Genomic DNA, 16,378 nt, shown 5'->3' on the forward strand with positions numbered 1-16,378 from the left:
CCCCATGCTCGCACCCGTCAGCAGCCGCCGGCCGCGCGGTACGCCGCCCCGATCGTCTCCCGGGCGGCGGCGGCGAGCCCCGCCGTGACCGGCGGCGGATGCCCCAGCCCGACCAGGGCGCAGGGCGCGGCCCGCTCCCCGGCCGCGGGCGGCGCGTACCGGTCCAGGGCCCAGTCCCGTACTCCGGCCAGTGCGGCTGCGGGGTCCGGCGCGGGCGCCAGGAAGCGGCCGGGGGCGGCCCGGGCGTGCTCGCTCCAGCGGTCCTCCCAGAACTCCACGGTCCAGCCGGGCCAGCGCGCGGGCACCCGTTCGGCGTGCTCCTGGGCGCCGGTGAGCCACCAGCCGACCCGGCGGCGCTGCGGGTCGACGTGGATCCCGGCGTCCGCATGGCCGCCGTAGGTGAGGTGGCGGGGCACCGAGCGCAGCCGCTCCAGCAGGGCGGGCCCCTCGGTGACGGGGTGCTCGTTGACGCCGTCGAGGACGTGGCAGCGGTCCGGGCCGACGGTGGCCACGGCGGCCGGGGCTCCGGCGAGGCCCGGCGCCGGGCACACGAAGGAGCCGATCGGCCCGCTGAGGTCCTGCTCGGGGTCCAGGCCGAGGTAGCCGCGCAGGCCGGTCTGGCCGGCGTAGGACCAGCGCACGTCCCAGCCGGGCCAGGCACCGCGCAGGAGGGCGAGGGCGGCGGCGCGGGTGGGTGCGGAGGCGGACGGCGCGTCCCACGCGAAGAACAGCAGGACCTTGCGGTCGGGGTCGACGACGGCGCCGCCGTGGGCCTCGTCGTCCGGGTACCAGCCGTCCGGACCGGGGGCGGCGCCCAGGCGGTGCAGGAGCGGCAGGAGGACGTCCGGTCCGGCCATCAGGTCGAGGTCCAGTCCGATGGCCCCCCAGGGGTCGCGTCCGTACCGGTAGCCCTGCGGCCCGCCCAGTGCGTAGGCCACGGGGTACATCAGAGGCCCTCGGCCTCGCGCTCGCCGTGCACGAGGGAGCGGCCCCCGGAGGGGTCCGTGGTGGTCCGGGTCCGCTCGATGCCGCGCAGGACGTCCTCGTGCACCGTCCCGGGCCGGACGTGGGCGATGGCGTACACGGTCATGGCTTCCTCCCCTGTCAACCCTCCCGGTCCACCGGGCTGTTGATCACATCCTGCCCGAGGCGGCGGCCGGGGGCGATGACCTCCGCGGTCATGCCGGGACGGTCTCGGACGCCCCCTCCGGGGCGTGGGGGCGGAAGGTGCGCCGGTAGGCGATCGGGGAGGTCCCCAGGTTCGTCCGCATGTGCTGGCGCAGGGAGTTGCCCGAGCCGAAGCCGGAGCGGTGGGCGACCAGGTCGACGGGCAGGTCGCTGGATTCCAGCAACTGGCGTGCGGTCTCCAGGCGTTGGGCGGTGAGCCATTGGACCGGGGTCATGCCGACCTCGTCGCGGAAGCGCCGGGTGAAGGTGCGCAGGCTCATCCTGGCGTGGGCGGCGAGCTCCGCGAGGGTGAGCGGTTCGCCGAGCCGTTCCAGGGCCCAGGCGCGGGTGGCGGTGGTGGTGGCGACGGTGGGCTCGGGCACGGGCCGGTCGATGTACTGGGCCTGTCCCCCGTCACGCCAGGGGGGCACCACGCACATGCGGGCGGCGCGGTTGGTGACGGCCGCGCCGTGGTCGCGGCGGATCAGGTGCAGGCACAGGTCGACGCCCGCGGACACCCCGGCGGAGGTCAGGATGTCGCCGTCGTCGACGAAGAGGACGTCCTCGTCGAGCTGGACCCGGGGGTAGGCCCGCCGGAACTCGGGAGCGAGGTTCCAGTGGGTCGTCGCGGGCCGGTCGTCGAGGAGTCCGGCGGCCGCGAGCACGTAGGACCCGGTGCAGATCGAGACCAGGCGGGCGCCGGGGCGGATGCCGGCGACGGCTGCGGCCACCTCGGGCGGCAGCGGTCCGCCGCGGGCCAGCTCGGGCATGGCGTGCGTGGGCGGGATGATCACGGTGTCCGCGGCGGCCAGCGCCTCGGGTCCGGCGGCGGGCTGGATGGTGAATCCGGCGTCGCTGACCACGGGGCCGCCGTCGGCGGTGCAGACCACGACCTCGTACAGGGCCTCGCCGGCCTCGTCCACGGCGCTGCCGAAGACCCGGGAGGGGATGCCCGTCTCGAACGGCGGGAAGCCGGGCAGGGCCAGGACCGCGACCAGGTGCCGGCCGCCCGCGCCGCTCCCGGACCGGGCCGCGGGCCCGCTGTGCTCCTGCGCCTCACTCATGGCCAGATCCTGTCACATAGTGGCCAAACAGCCAACACCGTCGGGGGGCCCGGTGCCCGAGTCTGGAGACGTCGCCGGGCAAGGGCCCGGAAGCGACCCCGACCGATGGGAAAGAGGCAGACAGAGATGCGCGCGATCGTCGTGAACGAGTGGGGCGGCCCGGAGCACCTGGTCGAGCAGGAGATCGAACGCCCCGAGCCGGGCCTGGGCGAGGTCCTGGTCCGCGTCCACGCCGCCGGCGTGAACCCGGTCGACTGGAAGACCCGGGCCAGCGGCGGCCTGATCACCTGGGGCGAGGTCCCGGTCCTGGGCTGGGACGTCTCGGGCACGGTCGAGGCGGCCGGCCCCGGCGTCACCCTCCACGCCCCGGGCGACGAGGTGTACGGGATGCCGCTCTTCCCGCGGCAGGCGGCCGGCTACGCCGAGTACGTGGTGGCGCCGGCCCGGCACTTCGCCCGCAAGCCCGCCTCCCTCGACCACGTGCAGGCGGCGGCGCTGCCGCTGGCGGCCCTGACCGCCTGGCAGGCGCTGGTGGACACCGCCGGCGTCACGGCCGGCCAGCGGGTGCTGGTGCACGCGGCGGCCGGCGGCGTCGGCCACCTGGCGGTGCAGATCGCCAAGGCGCGCGGGGCGTACGTGATCGGCACGGCCAGCGCGGGCAAGCACGACCTGCTGCGCGAGCTGGGCGCCGACGAGGTCGTCGACTACCGCTCCACGGACTTCGAGGACGTCGTCCGCGATGTGGACGTGGTGCTGGACGCGGTCGGCGGGGACCACGGGCAGCGCTCGCTGAAGGTGCTCAAGCCGGGCGGACACCTGGTGACCCTGCCGGGCCCGGACGGCGTCCCGGCCGACGCCGACGGGGTGCACGCCGTCTGGCTGCTGGTGGAGCCCGACCTGAAGGGCCTGGAAGAGATCGCGGCCCTGGTCGACCAGGGCCTGCTCAAGCCGCTGGTGGACACGGTGCTGCCGCTGGAGCAGGCGGCCCGGGCCCACGAGATCGGCGAGCAGGGCCGCACCACCGGCAAGATCGTCCTGACGGTGGCCTGACCCGGCCCGGCCGGCCCGTCGGCTGCTGGTGCCCGCCCGGCCCGCCCGCGCGCCGCGGCCCCCCGGCTCAGACCGAGGCGGCCGCGGCGCGGGTGGTCGTGGCGATGGTGGCGGAGCCGACCACGCGGGTGCCGTCGTAGAGCACGATGGCCTGGCCGGGGGCCACGCCGCGGACCGGCTCGGCGAAGGACACCCGCAGCTCGCCGTCGACGACCTCGGCGAAGACCTCGCTCTCGCCGCCGTGGGCGCGCAGCTGCGCGGTGTACGTACCGGGGGCGGCGGCCACGGCCCCGCACCAGCGGGGGCGGATCGCGGTGAGGGCGGTGACGTCGAGGGCCTCGACGGGGCCGACGGTGACGGTGTTGTTCACCGGCGAGATGTCGAGGACGTAGCGCGGCTTGCCGTCGGGCGCGGGGTGGCCGATGCGCAGGCCCTTGCGCTGGCCGATGGTGAAGCCGAAGGCGCCCTCGTGCGTGCCGACCGTCCGCCCGGTCTCGTCGACGATATCGCCCTCGGCCTTGCCGAGGCGGTCCGCGAGGAAGCCCTGGGTGTCGCCGTCGGCGATGAAGCAGATGTCGTGGCTGTCGGGCTTCTTCGCCACGGCCAGACCGCGCTCCTCGGCCTCGGCGCGGATCTCCTCCTTGGTGGTGAGGGTGTCGCCGAGCGGGAAGAGCGCGTGGGCGAGCTGCTTCTCGTCGAGCACGCCGAGGACGTACGACTGGTCCTTGGCCATGTCGCTGGCGCGGTGCAGCTCGCGGGTGCCGTCCTCGGTGAGGACGACGGTGGCGTAGTGGCCGGTGCAGACGGCGTCGAAGCCGAGGGCGAGGGCCTTGTCGAGCAGCGCGGCGAATTTGATCTTCTCGTTGCAGCGCAGGCAGGGGTTGGGGGTGCGGCCGGCCTCGTACTCGGAGATGAAGTCCTCGACCACGTCCTCGCGGAAGCGCTCGGCGAGGTCCCAGACGTAGAAGGGGATGCCGATGACGTCGGCGGCCCGCCGGGCGTCGCGGGAGTCCTCGATGGTGCAGCAGCCGCGGGCGCCGGTCCGGAAGGACTGCGGGTTCGCGGAGAGCGCGAGGTGGACGCCGGTCACGTCGTGCCCGGCGTCGACCGCGCGGGCGGCGGCGACGGCGGAGTCCACGCCGCCGGACATGGCGGCCAGGACGCGGAGGGGGCGGGCGGTGTGCGGCAGGTTCTCAGTCATAGCACCGTCCAGGGTACGGGGGAACCGCACGGCGTCACAGCGCGTTGTCGGAGGCAGGGGGTGGATCACATGGCGGGTGAGGAAGCGAAGAGCGGGAAGTCCGGGCGCAGACCGGGCCGGACCCGCCGGGCAGTGCTGCTCGGGGGGCTCGGGGTTGCCGCGGCGGCGGCGGTCGCCGGGCGGGACGAGCTCGGCCGGGCCTGGTGGCTGCTGCCGGGGGTCTCCAAGCCCCGCAAGGAGGGCGAGCTGGACCATGCGGGCGCGAGCTGGACCGCGGCCTCGCCGGCGAACTGGCGGCTGGCGGACCGGCCCGACGACTACCGGGTGGACCGGATCGTGGTGCATGTCACCCAGGGCGGTTTCGCGTCCTCGGTGGACGCCTTCAAGAACCCGTGGCACAAGGCGTCGGCGCACTACATCGTCCGCCAGGACGGCCACGTCGAGCAGATGGTGCGCGAGCTGGACGTCGCCTTCCATGCGGGCAGCCGCTCCATGAACGAACGCAGCGTGGGCATCGAGCACGTCGGGTTCGTGGACCGCCCGCGGGACTTCACGGACGCGATGTACGCGGCGTCGGCGCGGCTGGCCGCCGGCATCTGCCGCCGGTACGGCATACCGGCGGACCGCAGGCACATCCTGGGGCACTCGGAGGTCCCGGGCGCCGACCACACCGACCCGGGCCCCCACTGGGACTGGGACCGGTACGTGCGTTTGGTCGGCGCGGAGCTGAAGGCGGCCGGGGCTAGCTGAGGCCGGCCGTGCGGGCCCGTTCCACCGCCGGTCCGATGGCACCGGCCAGAGCGGCGACGTCCTGCGCGGTGGAGGTGTGCCCGAGCGAGAAGCGCAGGGTGCCGCGGGCCAGCCGGGGGTCCGAGCCGGTGGCGAGCAGGACGTGGCTGGGCTGGGCGACGCCCGCGGTGCAGGCGGACCCGGTGGAGCACTCGATGCCCTGGGCGTCGAGCAGGAGCAGCAAGGAGTCGCCTTCGCAGCCGGGGAAGCTGAAGTGGGCGTTGGCCGGGAGGCGGTCCACGGGGTCCCCGCCGAGGACGGCGTCCGGCACGGCCGCGCGTACGGCCGCGACCAGCTCGTCGCGCAGGGCGCCGACCTCGGCGGCGAAGCGCTCGCGCCGTTCGGCGGCGAGGACCGCGGCCACCGCGAAGGCGGCGATCGCGGGGACGTCGAGGGTGCCGGAGCGGACGTGCCGCTCCTGGCCGCCGCCGTGCAGGACGGGTACGGGGCTCTGGTCGCGGCCCAGGAGCAGCGCGCCGATGCCGTACGGACCGCCGATCTTGTGGCCGCTGACGGTCATGGCCGCGAGGCCGCTGTCCCCGAAGCGGACGTCGAGCTGGCCGAAGGCCTGGACGGCGTCGGAGTGCAGCGGGATGCCGTACTCCCCGGCGACGGCGGCCAGTTCGCGGACCGGCAGGACGGTGCCGATCTCGTTGTTGGCCCACATGACGGTGGCCAGGGCCACGGTGTCGGGGGCGCGTTCGACGGCTTCCCGGAAGGCGCCGGGGTGCACCCGCCCGAAGGGGTCCACGGGAAGGTACTCGACCTGTGCGCCCTCGTGCTCGGCGAGCCAGTGGACGGCGTCGAGGACGGCGTGGTGCTCCACGGGGCTGGCGAGGATCCGGGTGCGGGCGGGATCGGCGTCGCGGCGGGCCCAGTAGAGGCCCTTCACGGCGAGGTTGTCGGCCTCCGTGCCGCCGGCGGTGAAGACCACCTCGCTGGGGCGGGCGCCGAGCGCCTCGGCGAGGGCCTCGCGGGCCTCCTCGACGGTGCGGCGGGCGCGGCGGCCGGCGGCGTGCAGGGAGGACGCGTTTCCGGTGGCGGCGAACTGCGCGGTCATCGCCGCAGCGGCCTCCGGCAGCATCGGCGTCGTGGCGGCGTGGTCGAGGTAGGCCATGATCCCCCGATTCTACGAGTCCGCCGGGCGACGGATGCCCTCGGTGCACCGGAAGCCTCCGGGGCCCGGGGCGCACGCCGCCCGGCGGGGCCGCTCAGCCCTGCCGCGGCGCGCGGGCCAGCTGGCGGGACTGGGCCACCAGGTGGTCGGCCGAGTCCCAGACCTCGGCGTCCTCCTCCAGGAAGCCGCCGGCCAGGTTGCGGGTGGTGATGGCGACCCGGAGCGGGCCCGGGGCGGGCCGCCTGCGGACGTGCGTGGTGAGTTCGACGGTCGGGGTCCAGCCGATGAGGCCGAGGTCGAAGGCGGTGGGCGGCAGTGCGTCCACCGCGAGGAGCAGGGAGAGCGGGTCGGCGTCGCGGCCGTCTGCCAGCTCGAACCAGGCGCGCATCTCCCCCTTGCCCGAGGGGGCGCCGACGGCCCAGCCCGCCGTGGCCGGGTCCAGCCTCAGGCGCAGCCGGTCCACGATGGCGGAGCTGCCGGGGATCGGGGCCGGGCCCGCCTCGGCGCCGAGGCAGTCCTGGTAGGCGGGCATGGCCGGGGGCAGCGCGGAGGTGCGCACCTCGTCGGACAGGGCGGAGAGGTCTCCGTAGGAGGCGAGGACGCGGATGCGTTCGACCTCGGCGCCGCTCTCGTCGTACTGGAACAGCGAGGCCTGGCCGGTGGAGAGGGTCCGGCCGACGCGGACGGTCTGCGTGCGGATCACGGCGGGTCCGGGCACCGAGGAGGTGAGGTAGTGCGCGGAGACGGTGAAGGGGTCCGGGTGCGGCAGGGCCGCCGACAGGGCCCGGCCGACCAGGGCCAGCAGGTATCCGCCGTTGACGGCGGTGATGATGGTCCATCCGGCGGAGAGTTCCGCGTCGTACACCCCGGGCTCGTCCGTCCGCGGGACGAGGGCGGTGTCGCGGTCGAACTCGCTGTCGCCGATGGATGCCTGGGCCGCTTGCTGTGACATGGAAACGACGGTACACCGCGATGCTACTAAGCGGTAGCTTTCTTTCGTTACGGCTCCTCGGCCACCGCCGAGCGGCGGTTCCAGGCCAGCGGGGCGCGCCAGTGGTAGCGCATGGCGAGCAGCCGCAGCACGAAGGTGACCACGATGGCCAGGGCGGTGGTCAGGGCGTTGAGGGAGTCCAGCCCGATGGAGACGGCGACGATCGAGGCGCCGACCACGGCGGGGACGGCGTACATCTCGCGGTCGCGCAGCAGCGAGGGCACCTCGTTGACGAGCACGTCGCGCAGGACGCCGCCGCCGACGGCGGTGGCCAGGCCCAGGGCGGCGGACGCGGTGAGGCCGAGGCCGTACTCGTAGGCCTTGGTGGTGCCCGTCACGCAGAACAGCGCGAGGCCGGCCGCGTCGAAGACGTTGATGGCGCGGTTGATCCGCTGGACCTCGGGGTGCAGGAAGAAGACGAGGGCGGCGGCGATCAGCGGGGTGACGAAGAAGCTGAGCTCGCCGAATGCGGCCGGCGGGACGGCGCCGATGACCAGGTCGCGGAAGAGTCCGCCGCCCAGCGCGGTGACGAGGGCGAGCACGGCGATGCCGAAGACGTCGAAGTTCTTGCGGACGGCGAGCAGGGCGCCCGCGGTGGCGAAGACGAAGATGCCGGCGAGGTCCAGGGCATGCTGGATCCCGGGCGGGAAGAGATCGTGGAGCACCGGCCCATTGTCACCTGCGCCGCGCCCCCGGGCGCCGCCGACCGGCCCTGCCGGCCGGCCCCGCAGCGGGGCACCCGGCGGGACCGGGGGTCCGGTCCCGCCGGGGAGCTCAGTCCGTGACCACCGCCACCGCCTCCGCAGCGCCCGGCAGGGGCTGGTCGCCCGGGGCCTGGTCGGGGGCGTTCTCCGGGTGGTGGCAGGCCACCTGGTGCCCGGTCTTCAGCGCCAGCATCGGCGGTTCCTGCGTGGTGCAGATCTGCGTCGCCTTCCAGCACCGCGTGTGGAAGCGGCAGCCGCTCGGCGGGGAGATCGGCGACGGCACGTCGCCCTTGAGCAGGATGCGCCCGCTCTTCGCGCCCCGCCGCCGGGGGTCCGGCACCGGCACGGCCGACAGCAGGGCCCGGGTGTAGGGGTGCATCGGGCTCTCGTACAGCGACTTGCGGTCCGTCAGCTCCACGATCTTGCCGAGGTACATGACCGCGATGCGGTCGGAGACGTGCCGGATGACCGAGAGGTCGTGCGCAATGATCACGTAGGTCAGGCCCAGCTCGTCCTGGAGGTCGTCCAGCAGGTTGACCACCTGGGCCTGGATCGAGACGTCCAGCGCGGAGACGGGCTCGTCCGCCACCACGAGCTTCGGGTTCAGCGCCAGGGCCCGCGCGATGCCGATGCGCTGGCGCTGGCCGCCCGAGAACTCGTGCGGGTAGCGGTTGTAGTGCTCGGGGTTGAGGCCGACCAGCGACAGCAGCCGCTGCACCTCCGCCTTGAGGCCGCCCTCGGGCGAGACGTTCTGCAGTTTGAACGGCGCGCTGACGATGGTGCCCACCGTGTGGCGCGGGTTCAGCGAGCCGTACGGGTCCTGGAAGATCATCTGCACGTCGCGGCGCAGCGGGCGCATGCCCGCCACCCCCAGGTGCGTGATGTCCCTGCCCTCGAACTCGACCGTTCCGCCGGTCGGCTCCAGCAGCCGGGTGATGAGCCGGCCCATGGTGGACTTGCCGCAGCCGGACTCCCCCACCACGCCGAGCGTCTCACCGCGCCGGACGTCGAAGTCGATCCCGTCCACGGCCTTGACGGCGCCCACCTGCCGCCGCAGCAGCCCCTTGGTGATGGGGAAGTGCTTGGTCAGGCCGGAGACCCTGAGCAGCACCTCGGGCGAGCCCGTGGCCTGCTGCGGGACGGTGGCCGCAGCCGTCTTCTTCATGTCGGGCGTCTCGGTCACAGCTTCGGCGCAATCTCTTCGGTCCAGATCCGGGTCCGCTCGTCCTGCGACATGTGGCAGGCGGACCAGTGGCGGTTGTCGTCCTCCGTGAGCTCGGGCCGGACCGTGCGCGTCACGTTGCCCTTGGGCACGTCGGCGTACGGGCAGCGCGGGTTGAAGGCGCAGCCGCTCGGGATGTTGATGAGGCTGGGCGGCGAGCCCTTGACCGGGATGAGGCGCTCGGTCTGGTCGCGGTCGATGCGGGGCATCGAGCCCAGCAGGCCCCAGGTGTAGGGGTGGCGGGGCTCGTAGAACACCTTCTCCGCGGTGCCCCGCTCGATGCACCGGCCGCCGTACATCACGAGGATCTCGTCGGCCATCTCCGCGACCACGCCCAGGTCGTGCGTGATCATGATGACGGCCGACCCGAACTCCTTCTGCAGGTCGCGGATCAGGTCGAGAATCTGCGCCTGCACGGTGACGTCCAGGGCGGTGGTCGGCTCGTCCGCGATGAGCAGCTCGGGGTTGTTGACCAGCGCCATGGCGATCATCGCGCGCTGGCGCATGCCGCCCGAGAACTCGTGGGGGTAGCTGTCGACCCGCTTGTGCGGCTCGGGGATCCCGACGCGGTCCAGCAGCTCGACGGCCCGGCTCCGCGCGGTCTTCTTGTCGACCTTGTTGTGGACCCGGTAGGCCTCGGCTATCTGCTTGCCGACGGTGAAGTACGGGTGCATGGCGGAGAGCGGGTCCTGGAAGATCATCGCGATCTCGCGCCCGCGCAGCTTGCGCACCTCGTCCTCGTCGGCGGAGAGCAGTTCCTGGCCGTTCAGCCAGATCTCTCCGGAGATCCGGGCCCGCTGGCGGCCGTACTGGCCGACGCGGTGCAGGCCCATGATGCCGAGCGAGGTGACCGACTTGCCGGAGCCGGACTCGCCGACGATGCCGAGGGTCTTGCCCTTCTCCAGCGTGAAGGAGAGGCCGTCGACCGACTTGACCAGACCGTCCTCGGTCGGGAAGTGCACCTTGAGGTCGCGGACCTCCAGGAACGCCGTGGAGGGCGCCGTGGTCCCGTCGACGGGCTGGTTGAGTGCTGCAGCCCGGCTCAGATCGGTCATGACAGCCTCACTCGGGGGTCGATCACCGCGTACATGAGGTCAACGATGAGGTTCGCCGCGACGACGAAGAAGGCGGAGATCAAGGTGATGCCCAGGATGACCGGCAAGTCGTGCTCACTGATCGCGCGGACCGCGTTGTAGCCGAGGCCGTGCAGGGAGAACGTGTACTCGGTGAGCACCGCGCCGCCCATCAGGGCGCCGAGGTCGAGGCCCAGGACGGTCAGGATGGGCGTCATCGTCGAGCGCATCGCGTGCTTGCCGATGACGACGGGCTCCGTCAGGCCCTTGGCGCGGGCGGTGCGGATGTAGTCCTCGTTCAGGACTTCCAGCATGGTGGCGCGGGTGAGCCGTGCGTACATCGCCGCGTAGAGGAAGGCCAGCGAGATCCACGGCAGGATCATGCCGTTGAACCACTTGGCCGGATCGTCCGCGAAGGTCGCCTCGGGGCGGCCGAACCAGCCGAGCTGGTCGGAGAAGAGGGCGATGGCGAGCATGCCCGTGAAGTAGATCGGCAGGGAGACGCCGGCGAGGGCGATGCCCATGGCCGAACGGTCCAGGACCGTACCGCGCTTGAGGGCGGAGATGATGCCCGTGGCGACACCGCCGATGACCCAGAGCACGACGGCGCCGGCGGCGAGCGAGAGGGTGACCGGCAGCCAGTCGGTCAGCAGCGGCCAGACCTCCTGCTCGGTCTTGAAGGAGTAGCCGAAGCAGGGAGCGGCGCAGTGCGTGACGTCGGAGCCGTTGGCGTACGTGCGACCCGCCACCAGCCCGACGACGAACTTGCCGAACTGCACGAGGATCGGGTCGTCGAGACCCATCTTCTGCCGGATGCCCTCGATGGCGGCGGGGTCGGACTGCTTGCCGACGAAGTACAGCGCCGGATCCGTCCCGATCATCTTCGGGAAGAGGAAGAAGATTCCGAAGGTCACCAGCGTGATGACCAACAGCATGACGATGACGGCGAAGAACCGCCGGAGGAGATATGCAAGCACTGCGCTCGGCCTGGCTGCGGCCCGGGGGCGCCCTCTTCTGGAGAGCGCCCCCGAGCCGTAACCGCGGCCATCACCTGCCCTTCGTGCCTAGCGGGTGTGGCACTGGAACACTGGAACGGACGGACGGTTACTTCATGACACCGAGGGACGCGTAGTCGTAGCGGCCGTTGTAGGCGTCGGAGGTGTACGCGTTCGTCAGCCGGCTGCTGCGCCAGGTGATCGTCTTGTCGTAGACGAAGGGCAGGTAGACGGCGGCCTCGGAGACCTTCTGGTTCATCTGCTTGTAGAGGTCGCCGGCCTTGACCGGGTCGGTCTCCGCGATGGCGTCGTCGAACAGCTTGTTGATCGCCGGGTCGTTCAGCTCGGAGAAGTTGTTGTTGCCGCTCTGCAGGATGAAGCGGCCGTCGACCAGCGGCTGGGAGAAGCCCTGCCCGGTCGGGAAGTCGGCGCCCCAGCCCATAATGATGATGCCGTAGCCCTTCTCCTTGACGACCTTCGGCGAACCGATGATGCCGGAGGTCTGGGCGCCGTCGAACTGGTCGACGTCGGCCTCGATGCCGACCTGCTTGAGGGCGTTCTGCAGCGAGACGGCCGTGGCGACCTCGACGGGCTTGTTGTTGCGGACCGCGATGGTGGTCTTGAAGCCGTCGGGCTTGCCACAGGCCTGCAGGGCTGCCTTGGCCTTCTCGACGTTGGGCTTGCCGTCGTTCTTCAGGACCTCGTACGGGTCGTACTTGCCGTCGGAGCCCTTGATGCCCAGGGGCAGCATGTTGGGGGCGATGTCACCGCCGGCCTGCGGGCCGCCGCGGGCCGTCTGCAGGGACTTCTTGTCGGCCGCGTAGATGACGGCCTTGCGGCACTCGACGTTGTCGAACGGCGCGACGGTCTGCGGGAAGACGGCGTACCGGATGAAGCCGGTCTGGCCGTTGTCCAGGTTGTCCTTGTGGTCCTTCAGCGCGGTGGAACGGGCCGCCTGGCCGATGCCGGTCGCGTTGATGTCGACGTCGAACTCGCCGTTCATCAGGCGCTTGTCCATGTCGTCCGCGTTCGCCATGAACGTGACCGAGATGCTGTCCGGGAGCGCCTTGCGGATGGTGTCCGACTCGGGCTTCCAGTTCGTGTTGCGCGAGAGCTTCATGCTCTTGTTGGGCTCGTACGAGTCGATCTTGTACGGGCCGTTGGAGAAGGGCTTGAGGCCGTACTTGGCCGCGGTGTCCTTGTCCTGCTTGACCGGGCTCGCCGCCGGCATGGCCAGCATCTGCTCGAAGTCGCCGTTGGGCGCCGGGAGCCTGAAGATGATGGTCTTCGCGTCCGGGGTCTCGATCGCCTTGAGGCCGAGCTTGTCCGGGCTGGTGTCCTTGTACGGACCCGGGTACTCGGTCTTCGGGTCGAGGACCTGCATCAGGTAGACCGGGCCGCCGGAGATGACGTCCTGGGCCCAGGTGCGCTCGATGCCGTACTTCACGTCCTGGGCGGTGACGGGGGTGCCGTCCTCCCAGGTCACGTTGTCCTTGAGGGTGTACTTGTACGTCTTGCCGCCGTCGCTGATCTCGGCCTTGGCGGTGGCGAGGTCGGGCTCCAGCTCGGTGCTCTGCTCGCCGGGGGCCGCCTTGTAGCTGATCAGCTGGCGGGCGTAGTAGCGGGAGAAGTCCCACATGAAGCCGTAGTAGCCGCGCTGCGGGTCCCACGAGTCGGCTTCCTGGGTGCCGACGAACTTGAGTTCGCCGCCCTTCTTGTCCGACGCGTTGGCGATCTTGCCTATGCCCGCGTTGAAACCGGCGCCGCCGGACGCGGACTTGCCGTCCTTGTCGTCGCCTCCGCCACAGGCGGTCGCAGTCAGCATGACCGCGAGCACGGCGGCCGTGCCAGCGGCAAGCCTGCGCTTCGACGTGCGATGGGTAGTCACGATGCTCGCAACCCTCCGTTGTAGTTCGGTGTACGTACGGCCGGGGGCCGGTTCCTGGTGTGCCCTGCGGTGGCTAGCGGGAGCCCTTCGGGTCGAGGGCGTCGCGGACGCCGTCGCCGAAGAGGTTGAAGGCCAGCACGGTGATGAAGATCGCCACGCCGGGGAAGATCATGAAGAGCGGATCGTCCTCGTAGGTCCGTACGGCCGTGGAGAGGGTCTCTCCCCAGGACGGCGTGGGGGGCTTGACGCCGACTCCGAGGAAGCTGAGGGCGGCCTCGGTCAGCACGTTGGTGGGGATCATCAGCGTCGAGTAGACGGTGATGGGCGCCACCAGGTTCGGGAGCAGTTCGCGGAAGAGGATGTACATCTGCCCGGCACCGAGGCTGCGGGCGGCCTCCACGTACTCGCGTTCGCGCAGCGAGAGGGTCTGGCCGCGGACGATGCGGCCGATGTACGGCCATCCGAAGAAGCCGATGACCAGCACCAGTACGGCGATGCGCAGGCCCGACCCCTCGAAGCCCCACAGCTTGCTGGGGATGACCGAGATCAGCGCGATGATGAACAGCAGCTGCGGGAAGGCCAGCAGCAGGTCCATGACCCGGCTGACGGCCGCGTCGACCCAGCCGCCGAAGTAGCCGGCGACGATGCCGAAGAAGGTGCCCAGCCCGACCGCCACGAAGGCGGACAGGAAGGCCACCAGCAGCGAGATCCTGGCGCCGTAGACGATCCGGCTGAAGACGTCGCGGCCGTTGACGGGCTCGATGCCCAGCAGGAAGTCGCCGTTCATGCCGCCCCAGTCGCCGGCCGGCAGGCCGAGCAGCGGGTCCAGCAGGTCCTCGTGCAGCTCCTCCGGCGGATGGCCGAACGCCTTGACGATCAGCGGCGCGAAGAGTGCGACGAGGATCAACAGGAGCACGATGACACCGCCGGCCAGGGCGACCTTGTCCCGCTTGAGGCGCAGCCAGGCGATCCGCCACGGCGAGCGCCCCTCGATCGCCTTCGGAGGGAGGTCGGGGGCGGCCACAACCGCGGGCCCGGCCGCGCTGGTGTCGTGCAGTGGTGCCGTCATCGTGGTGGGGACCCCTCTCGGCCGACGGTGGCCGGCCCATGCCCGCCGCTGTGGCGGCTTGGTTCTATCGGCGTCACTGGTGGTGCGATCGGCACGAAATGCGCCTGAAGTGCACGTGAAGAGCAGGTGCTTGCTGGATTGACCGGCCTTCGGTGGGGGGAGTCTTCAACGGCGTCTGATCCGGCCGCCAGACCTGCCGGGGATGTGATGCGCAACCGTGATCTGTACCGACACCTTCCGTTATCCGAACCGCCAGGCCTGGTGAGCGGTGAAACTCCGCCCGTTCGGCCCGGAACGGACATCCGGCCCAACTGCCATATCGTGCATGCTTCTTGGGCGCAGTCCCGGATATGCCGAAGGCCGCACCGATGAGGTCCGGTGCGGCCTTCGAGACGGATGTCCCGGTATACGGTCGCGGCGTAGAGCGGCCGCGTGCTCCGTCAGTACGGCGGGGCCTGGCCTTCGCGGTCGTAGAAGGGGCGGGTCTGCGCGCGCAGCCACATCGCGACGGGGTCGTGCTCGTCGGCCAGCGCCACCGTGCACACCGGGACGCCCTCGGGGACCACGCCGACGGACTGGCGCATCATCTCGCGCACGGACTCCAGCGCGGGCGCGGAGGCGTCGTACAGGTCGAGTCCGACCGCGAGGTACGCGGACCCGAGCGCGGGCTGCACCCAGGCCCGGCGCAGCGACCGGACGGCCGGGGTGCGGTGCGCGTGCTGGGTCAGCAGCCCGTAGAACTGGGGGAGTTCGATGGCGGGCTCGGACAGCCGCAGCGGCCCGGCCGGCATCCGGTCCAGGCCCGTCGCGATCCGGCGCAGGTCGGCCCAGGGGATGCCGAGGCCGCCGCCCTGGGCGTGCGGGTTCAGCCACAGTCCCCAGCGGTCCGGGTACAGGGCGCGGGCGATGTCGCGGCCGGTGACCACCTCGTACCCGCGGTTCCAGCCGCTGGCGGCCAGCTCCTGCGGCGAGGTGACGCAGGGCGCGTATCCGAGGCCCTCGACCTCCATGCCGCCGTACTGGGCCTCCGGGGATCCCGGCCGCCCCTGCCAGAGCAGCATCCACAGCCGGCCCTCGCCGAGGGCGTGCAGCAGCGACTCGTAGCTCTCGTAGCGCCCGGGAGTCACCTGGCGCAGCATGTGCTCGACCTGCCCGGCCGCGGCCGTGCCTGACGCACTCACCCGGTACCCCTCTTCGTCTCTTCTTCCGCCCGTCGTCAACGCGTGAACAGCTTAAGCGGCCCTACGGAACGTAGAAGGGGCGTACGCGCTCACGAATCCAGTCCGTGACCGGGTCCTGGACGGCGTCCAGGAGGATCAACTGCACGGGCCAGGGAGCCGGGACGCGGGCCAGGGCCCGCCCGAGGGCCTCCATCGGGCCGTTCTGCTCCGCGGTGTCCCATCCCACCAGGCGGACACCGATGAACAGCTGCGGCTCCCCGCCCTCGACGCTGGCGAGGCAGCGGTGGGCGGCGGCCACGGAGCCGAGGGCGCGGAACTCCTCGGCGGCGGCCGCCAGGAAGTCCACCGGGTCCTCCTGCCAGTCCGGCTCGTACAGCCGGACCCGGCCGCCGGTGGCCGGGCCGTCGAGCGGGGTGCGCCCGCAGCGGCAGAGCTCGGCCACGGCGGGCGGGGGCAGCGGCACGCCGACGGCGCCCTCCGGGTTGAGGGCGATGCCGAGCTGCGGGGGCAGGCCGCGGGCGAACTCGACGGCGGGGGCCACGGCGAAGTCCATGCCGGGGCCGACGCAGACCCGGAACTGGCTCTCGGAGCTGTAGACGGGGACGTACGCGGCCCCGCCGATGTCCATGGTGGGCAGGGTCAGGCCGGGGGCGTCGGGCCCGCCGCCGGCGGGCAGCGGCACCCACACACGGCTGCGCCCGAGCACCTCGAGGATCCGCCCGCCGGCGTCCGGCTGCCCCAGCGCCGCCCCGAGCACCTGCTCCAGCTCATTCTCCGGCCAGCCGCTGCCCTGCATGTGCCCCTGCCTCTGCGCGTGTGTCCCGCCCGATGTCGAGCCGAGGCTATCGCTCCCCCGGGCCCGGCCCC

Annotated in this window: 16 protein-coding genes; 2 read left to right on the forward strand and 14 right to left on the reverse strand. The window is 72.2% G+C overall.

What is annotated here, in order from left to right; translation table 11 throughout:
• Window positions 1-17: 17 nt before the first annotated feature.
• The 3 genes from ACLJTM_RS03165 to ACLJTM_RS03175 all read right to left on the reverse strand — a co-directional run bounded on the left by ACLJTM_RS03165 (window position 18) and on the right by ACLJTM_RS03175 (window position 2,231).
• Window positions 18-938: a hypothetical protein gene (locus ACLJTM_RS03165; protein WP_411101761.1), complete on the reverse strand. Its 921-nt coding sequence runs from the start codon at window positions 936-938 to the stop codon at window positions 18-20.
• A gap of 8 nt (window positions 939-946) precedes the next feature.
• A complete protein-coding gene (locus ACLJTM_RS03170) occupies window positions 947-1,090 on the reverse strand; it encodes a hypothetical protein (RefSeq protein ID WP_411101762.1) in 144 nt (47 codons plus the stop codon).
• 88 nt (window positions 1,091-1,178) lie between these two features.
• Window positions 1,179-2,231: a GlxA family transcriptional regulator gene (locus ACLJTM_RS03175; protein WP_411101763.1), complete on the reverse strand. Its 1,053-nt coding sequence runs from the start codon at window positions 2,229-2,231 to the stop codon at window positions 1,179-1,181.
• A gap of 126 nt (window positions 2,232-2,357) precedes the next feature.
• On the opposite strand from ACLJTM_RS03175, the gene ACLJTM_RS03180 reads away from it, so the two are divergent.
• Window positions 2,358-3,281 (forward strand): NADP-dependent oxidoreductase, encoded by a 924-nt coding sequence (locus tag ACLJTM_RS03180; RefSeq protein ID WP_411101764.1) that lies wholly within the window; start codon window positions 2,358-2,360, stop codon window positions 3,279-3,281.
• A gap of 67 nt (window positions 3,282-3,348) precedes the next feature.
• Here the strand turns inward: ACLJTM_RS03180 and mnmA are convergent, their stop codons facing one another.
• Window positions 3,349-4,482: a tRNA 2-thiouridine(34) synthase MnmA gene (mnmA, locus tag ACLJTM_RS03185; RefSeq protein WP_411101765.1), complete on the reverse strand. Its 1,134-nt coding sequence runs from the start codon at window positions 4,480-4,482 to the stop codon at window positions 3,349-3,351.
• A gap of 69 nt (window positions 4,483-4,551) precedes the next feature.
• Here mnmA and ACLJTM_RS03190 point away from each other — a divergent pair, with 69 nt between their 5' ends.
• Window positions 4,552-5,232: an N-acetylmuramoyl-L-alanine amidase gene (locus ACLJTM_RS03190; protein ID WP_411101766.1), complete on the forward strand. Its 681-nt coding sequence runs from the start codon at window positions 4,552-4,554 to the stop codon at window positions 5,230-5,232.
• On the opposite strand, the gene ACLJTM_RS03195 is transcribed toward ACLJTM_RS03190, so the two are convergent.
• From ACLJTM_RS03195 to ACLJTM_RS03240, 10 genes are all read right to left on the reverse strand, one after another.
• Entirely contained in the window at window positions 5,225-6,388 is a 1,164-nt protein-coding gene (locus ACLJTM_RS03195; RefSeq protein WP_411101767.1) for a cysteine desulfurase family protein, read from the reverse strand. The genes ACLJTM_RS03190 and ACLJTM_RS03195 overlap by 8 nt on opposite strands.
• Before the next feature lie 94 nt (window positions 6,389-6,482).
• Window positions 6,483-7,340 carry a thioesterase family protein gene (locus ACLJTM_RS03200; RefSeq protein WP_411101768.1) on the reverse strand — a complete coding sequence of 286 codons (858 nt, stop codon included), beginning with the start codon at window positions 7,338-7,340 and terminating at the stop codon, window positions 6,483-6,485.
• Between the two features lie 47 nt (window positions 7,341-7,387).
• Window positions 7,388-8,044 (reverse strand): trimeric intracellular cation channel family protein, encoded by a 657-nt coding sequence (locus ACLJTM_RS03205; RefSeq protein WP_411101769.1) that lies wholly within the window; start codon window positions 8,042-8,044, stop codon window positions 7,388-7,390.
• 109 nt (window positions 8,045-8,153) lie between these two features.
• The gene (locus ACLJTM_RS03210) at window positions 8,154-9,248 is read right to left on the reverse strand and encodes an ABC transporter ATP-binding protein (RefSeq protein ID WP_411102264.1); all 1,095 of its coding nucleotides are present in this window, start codon (window positions 9,246-9,248) and stop codon (window positions 8,154-8,156) included.
• Window positions 9,249-9,262: 14 nt separating this feature from the next.
• The gene (locus ACLJTM_RS03215) at window positions 9,263-10,360 is read right to left on the reverse strand and encodes an ABC transporter ATP-binding protein (protein ID WP_411101770.1); all 1,098 of its coding nucleotides are present in this window, start codon (window positions 10,358-10,360) and stop codon (window positions 9,263-9,265) included.
• On the reverse strand, window positions 10,357-11,355 hold the full coding sequence (locus ACLJTM_RS03220; protein WP_411101771.1) for an ABC transporter permease: 999 nt from the start codon (window positions 11,353-11,355) through the stop codon (window positions 10,357-10,359). Before ACLJTM_RS03220 ends, ACLJTM_RS03215 begins: the two co-directional genes overlap by 4 nt.
• A gap of 127 nt (window positions 11,356-11,482) precedes the next feature.
• On the reverse strand, window positions 11,483-13,261 hold the full coding sequence (locus ACLJTM_RS03225) for an ABC transporter substrate-binding protein (RefSeq protein WP_411101772.1): 1,779 nt from the start codon (window positions 13,259-13,261) through the stop codon (window positions 11,483-11,485).
• 73 nt (window positions 13,262-13,334) lie between these two features.
• Window positions 13,335-14,330 (reverse strand): ABC transporter permease, encoded by a 996-nt coding sequence (locus ACLJTM_RS03230; RefSeq protein ID WP_411101773.1) that lies wholly within the window; start codon window positions 14,328-14,330, stop codon window positions 13,335-13,337.
• A gap of 440 nt (window positions 14,331-14,770) precedes the next feature.
• Entirely contained in the window at window positions 14,771-15,511 is a 741-nt protein-coding gene (locus tag ACLJTM_RS03235; RefSeq protein ID WP_411101774.1) for an enhanced serine sensitivity protein SseB C-terminal domain-containing protein, read from the reverse strand.
• 61 nt (window positions 15,512-15,572) lie between these two features.
• Window positions 15,573-16,307 carry an enhanced serine sensitivity protein SseB gene (locus ACLJTM_RS03240; protein WP_411101775.1) on the reverse strand — a complete coding sequence of 245 codons (735 nt, stop codon included), beginning with the start codon at window positions 16,305-16,307 and terminating at the stop codon, window positions 15,573-15,575.
• Window positions 16,308-16,378 lie beyond the last annotated feature (71 nt).

The sequence above is a fragment of the Streptomyces sp. cmx-4-9 genome, assembly GCF_046548835.1.
Classification (GTDB): Bacteria; Actinomycetota; Actinomycetes; order Streptomycetales; family Streptomycetaceae; genus Streptomyces.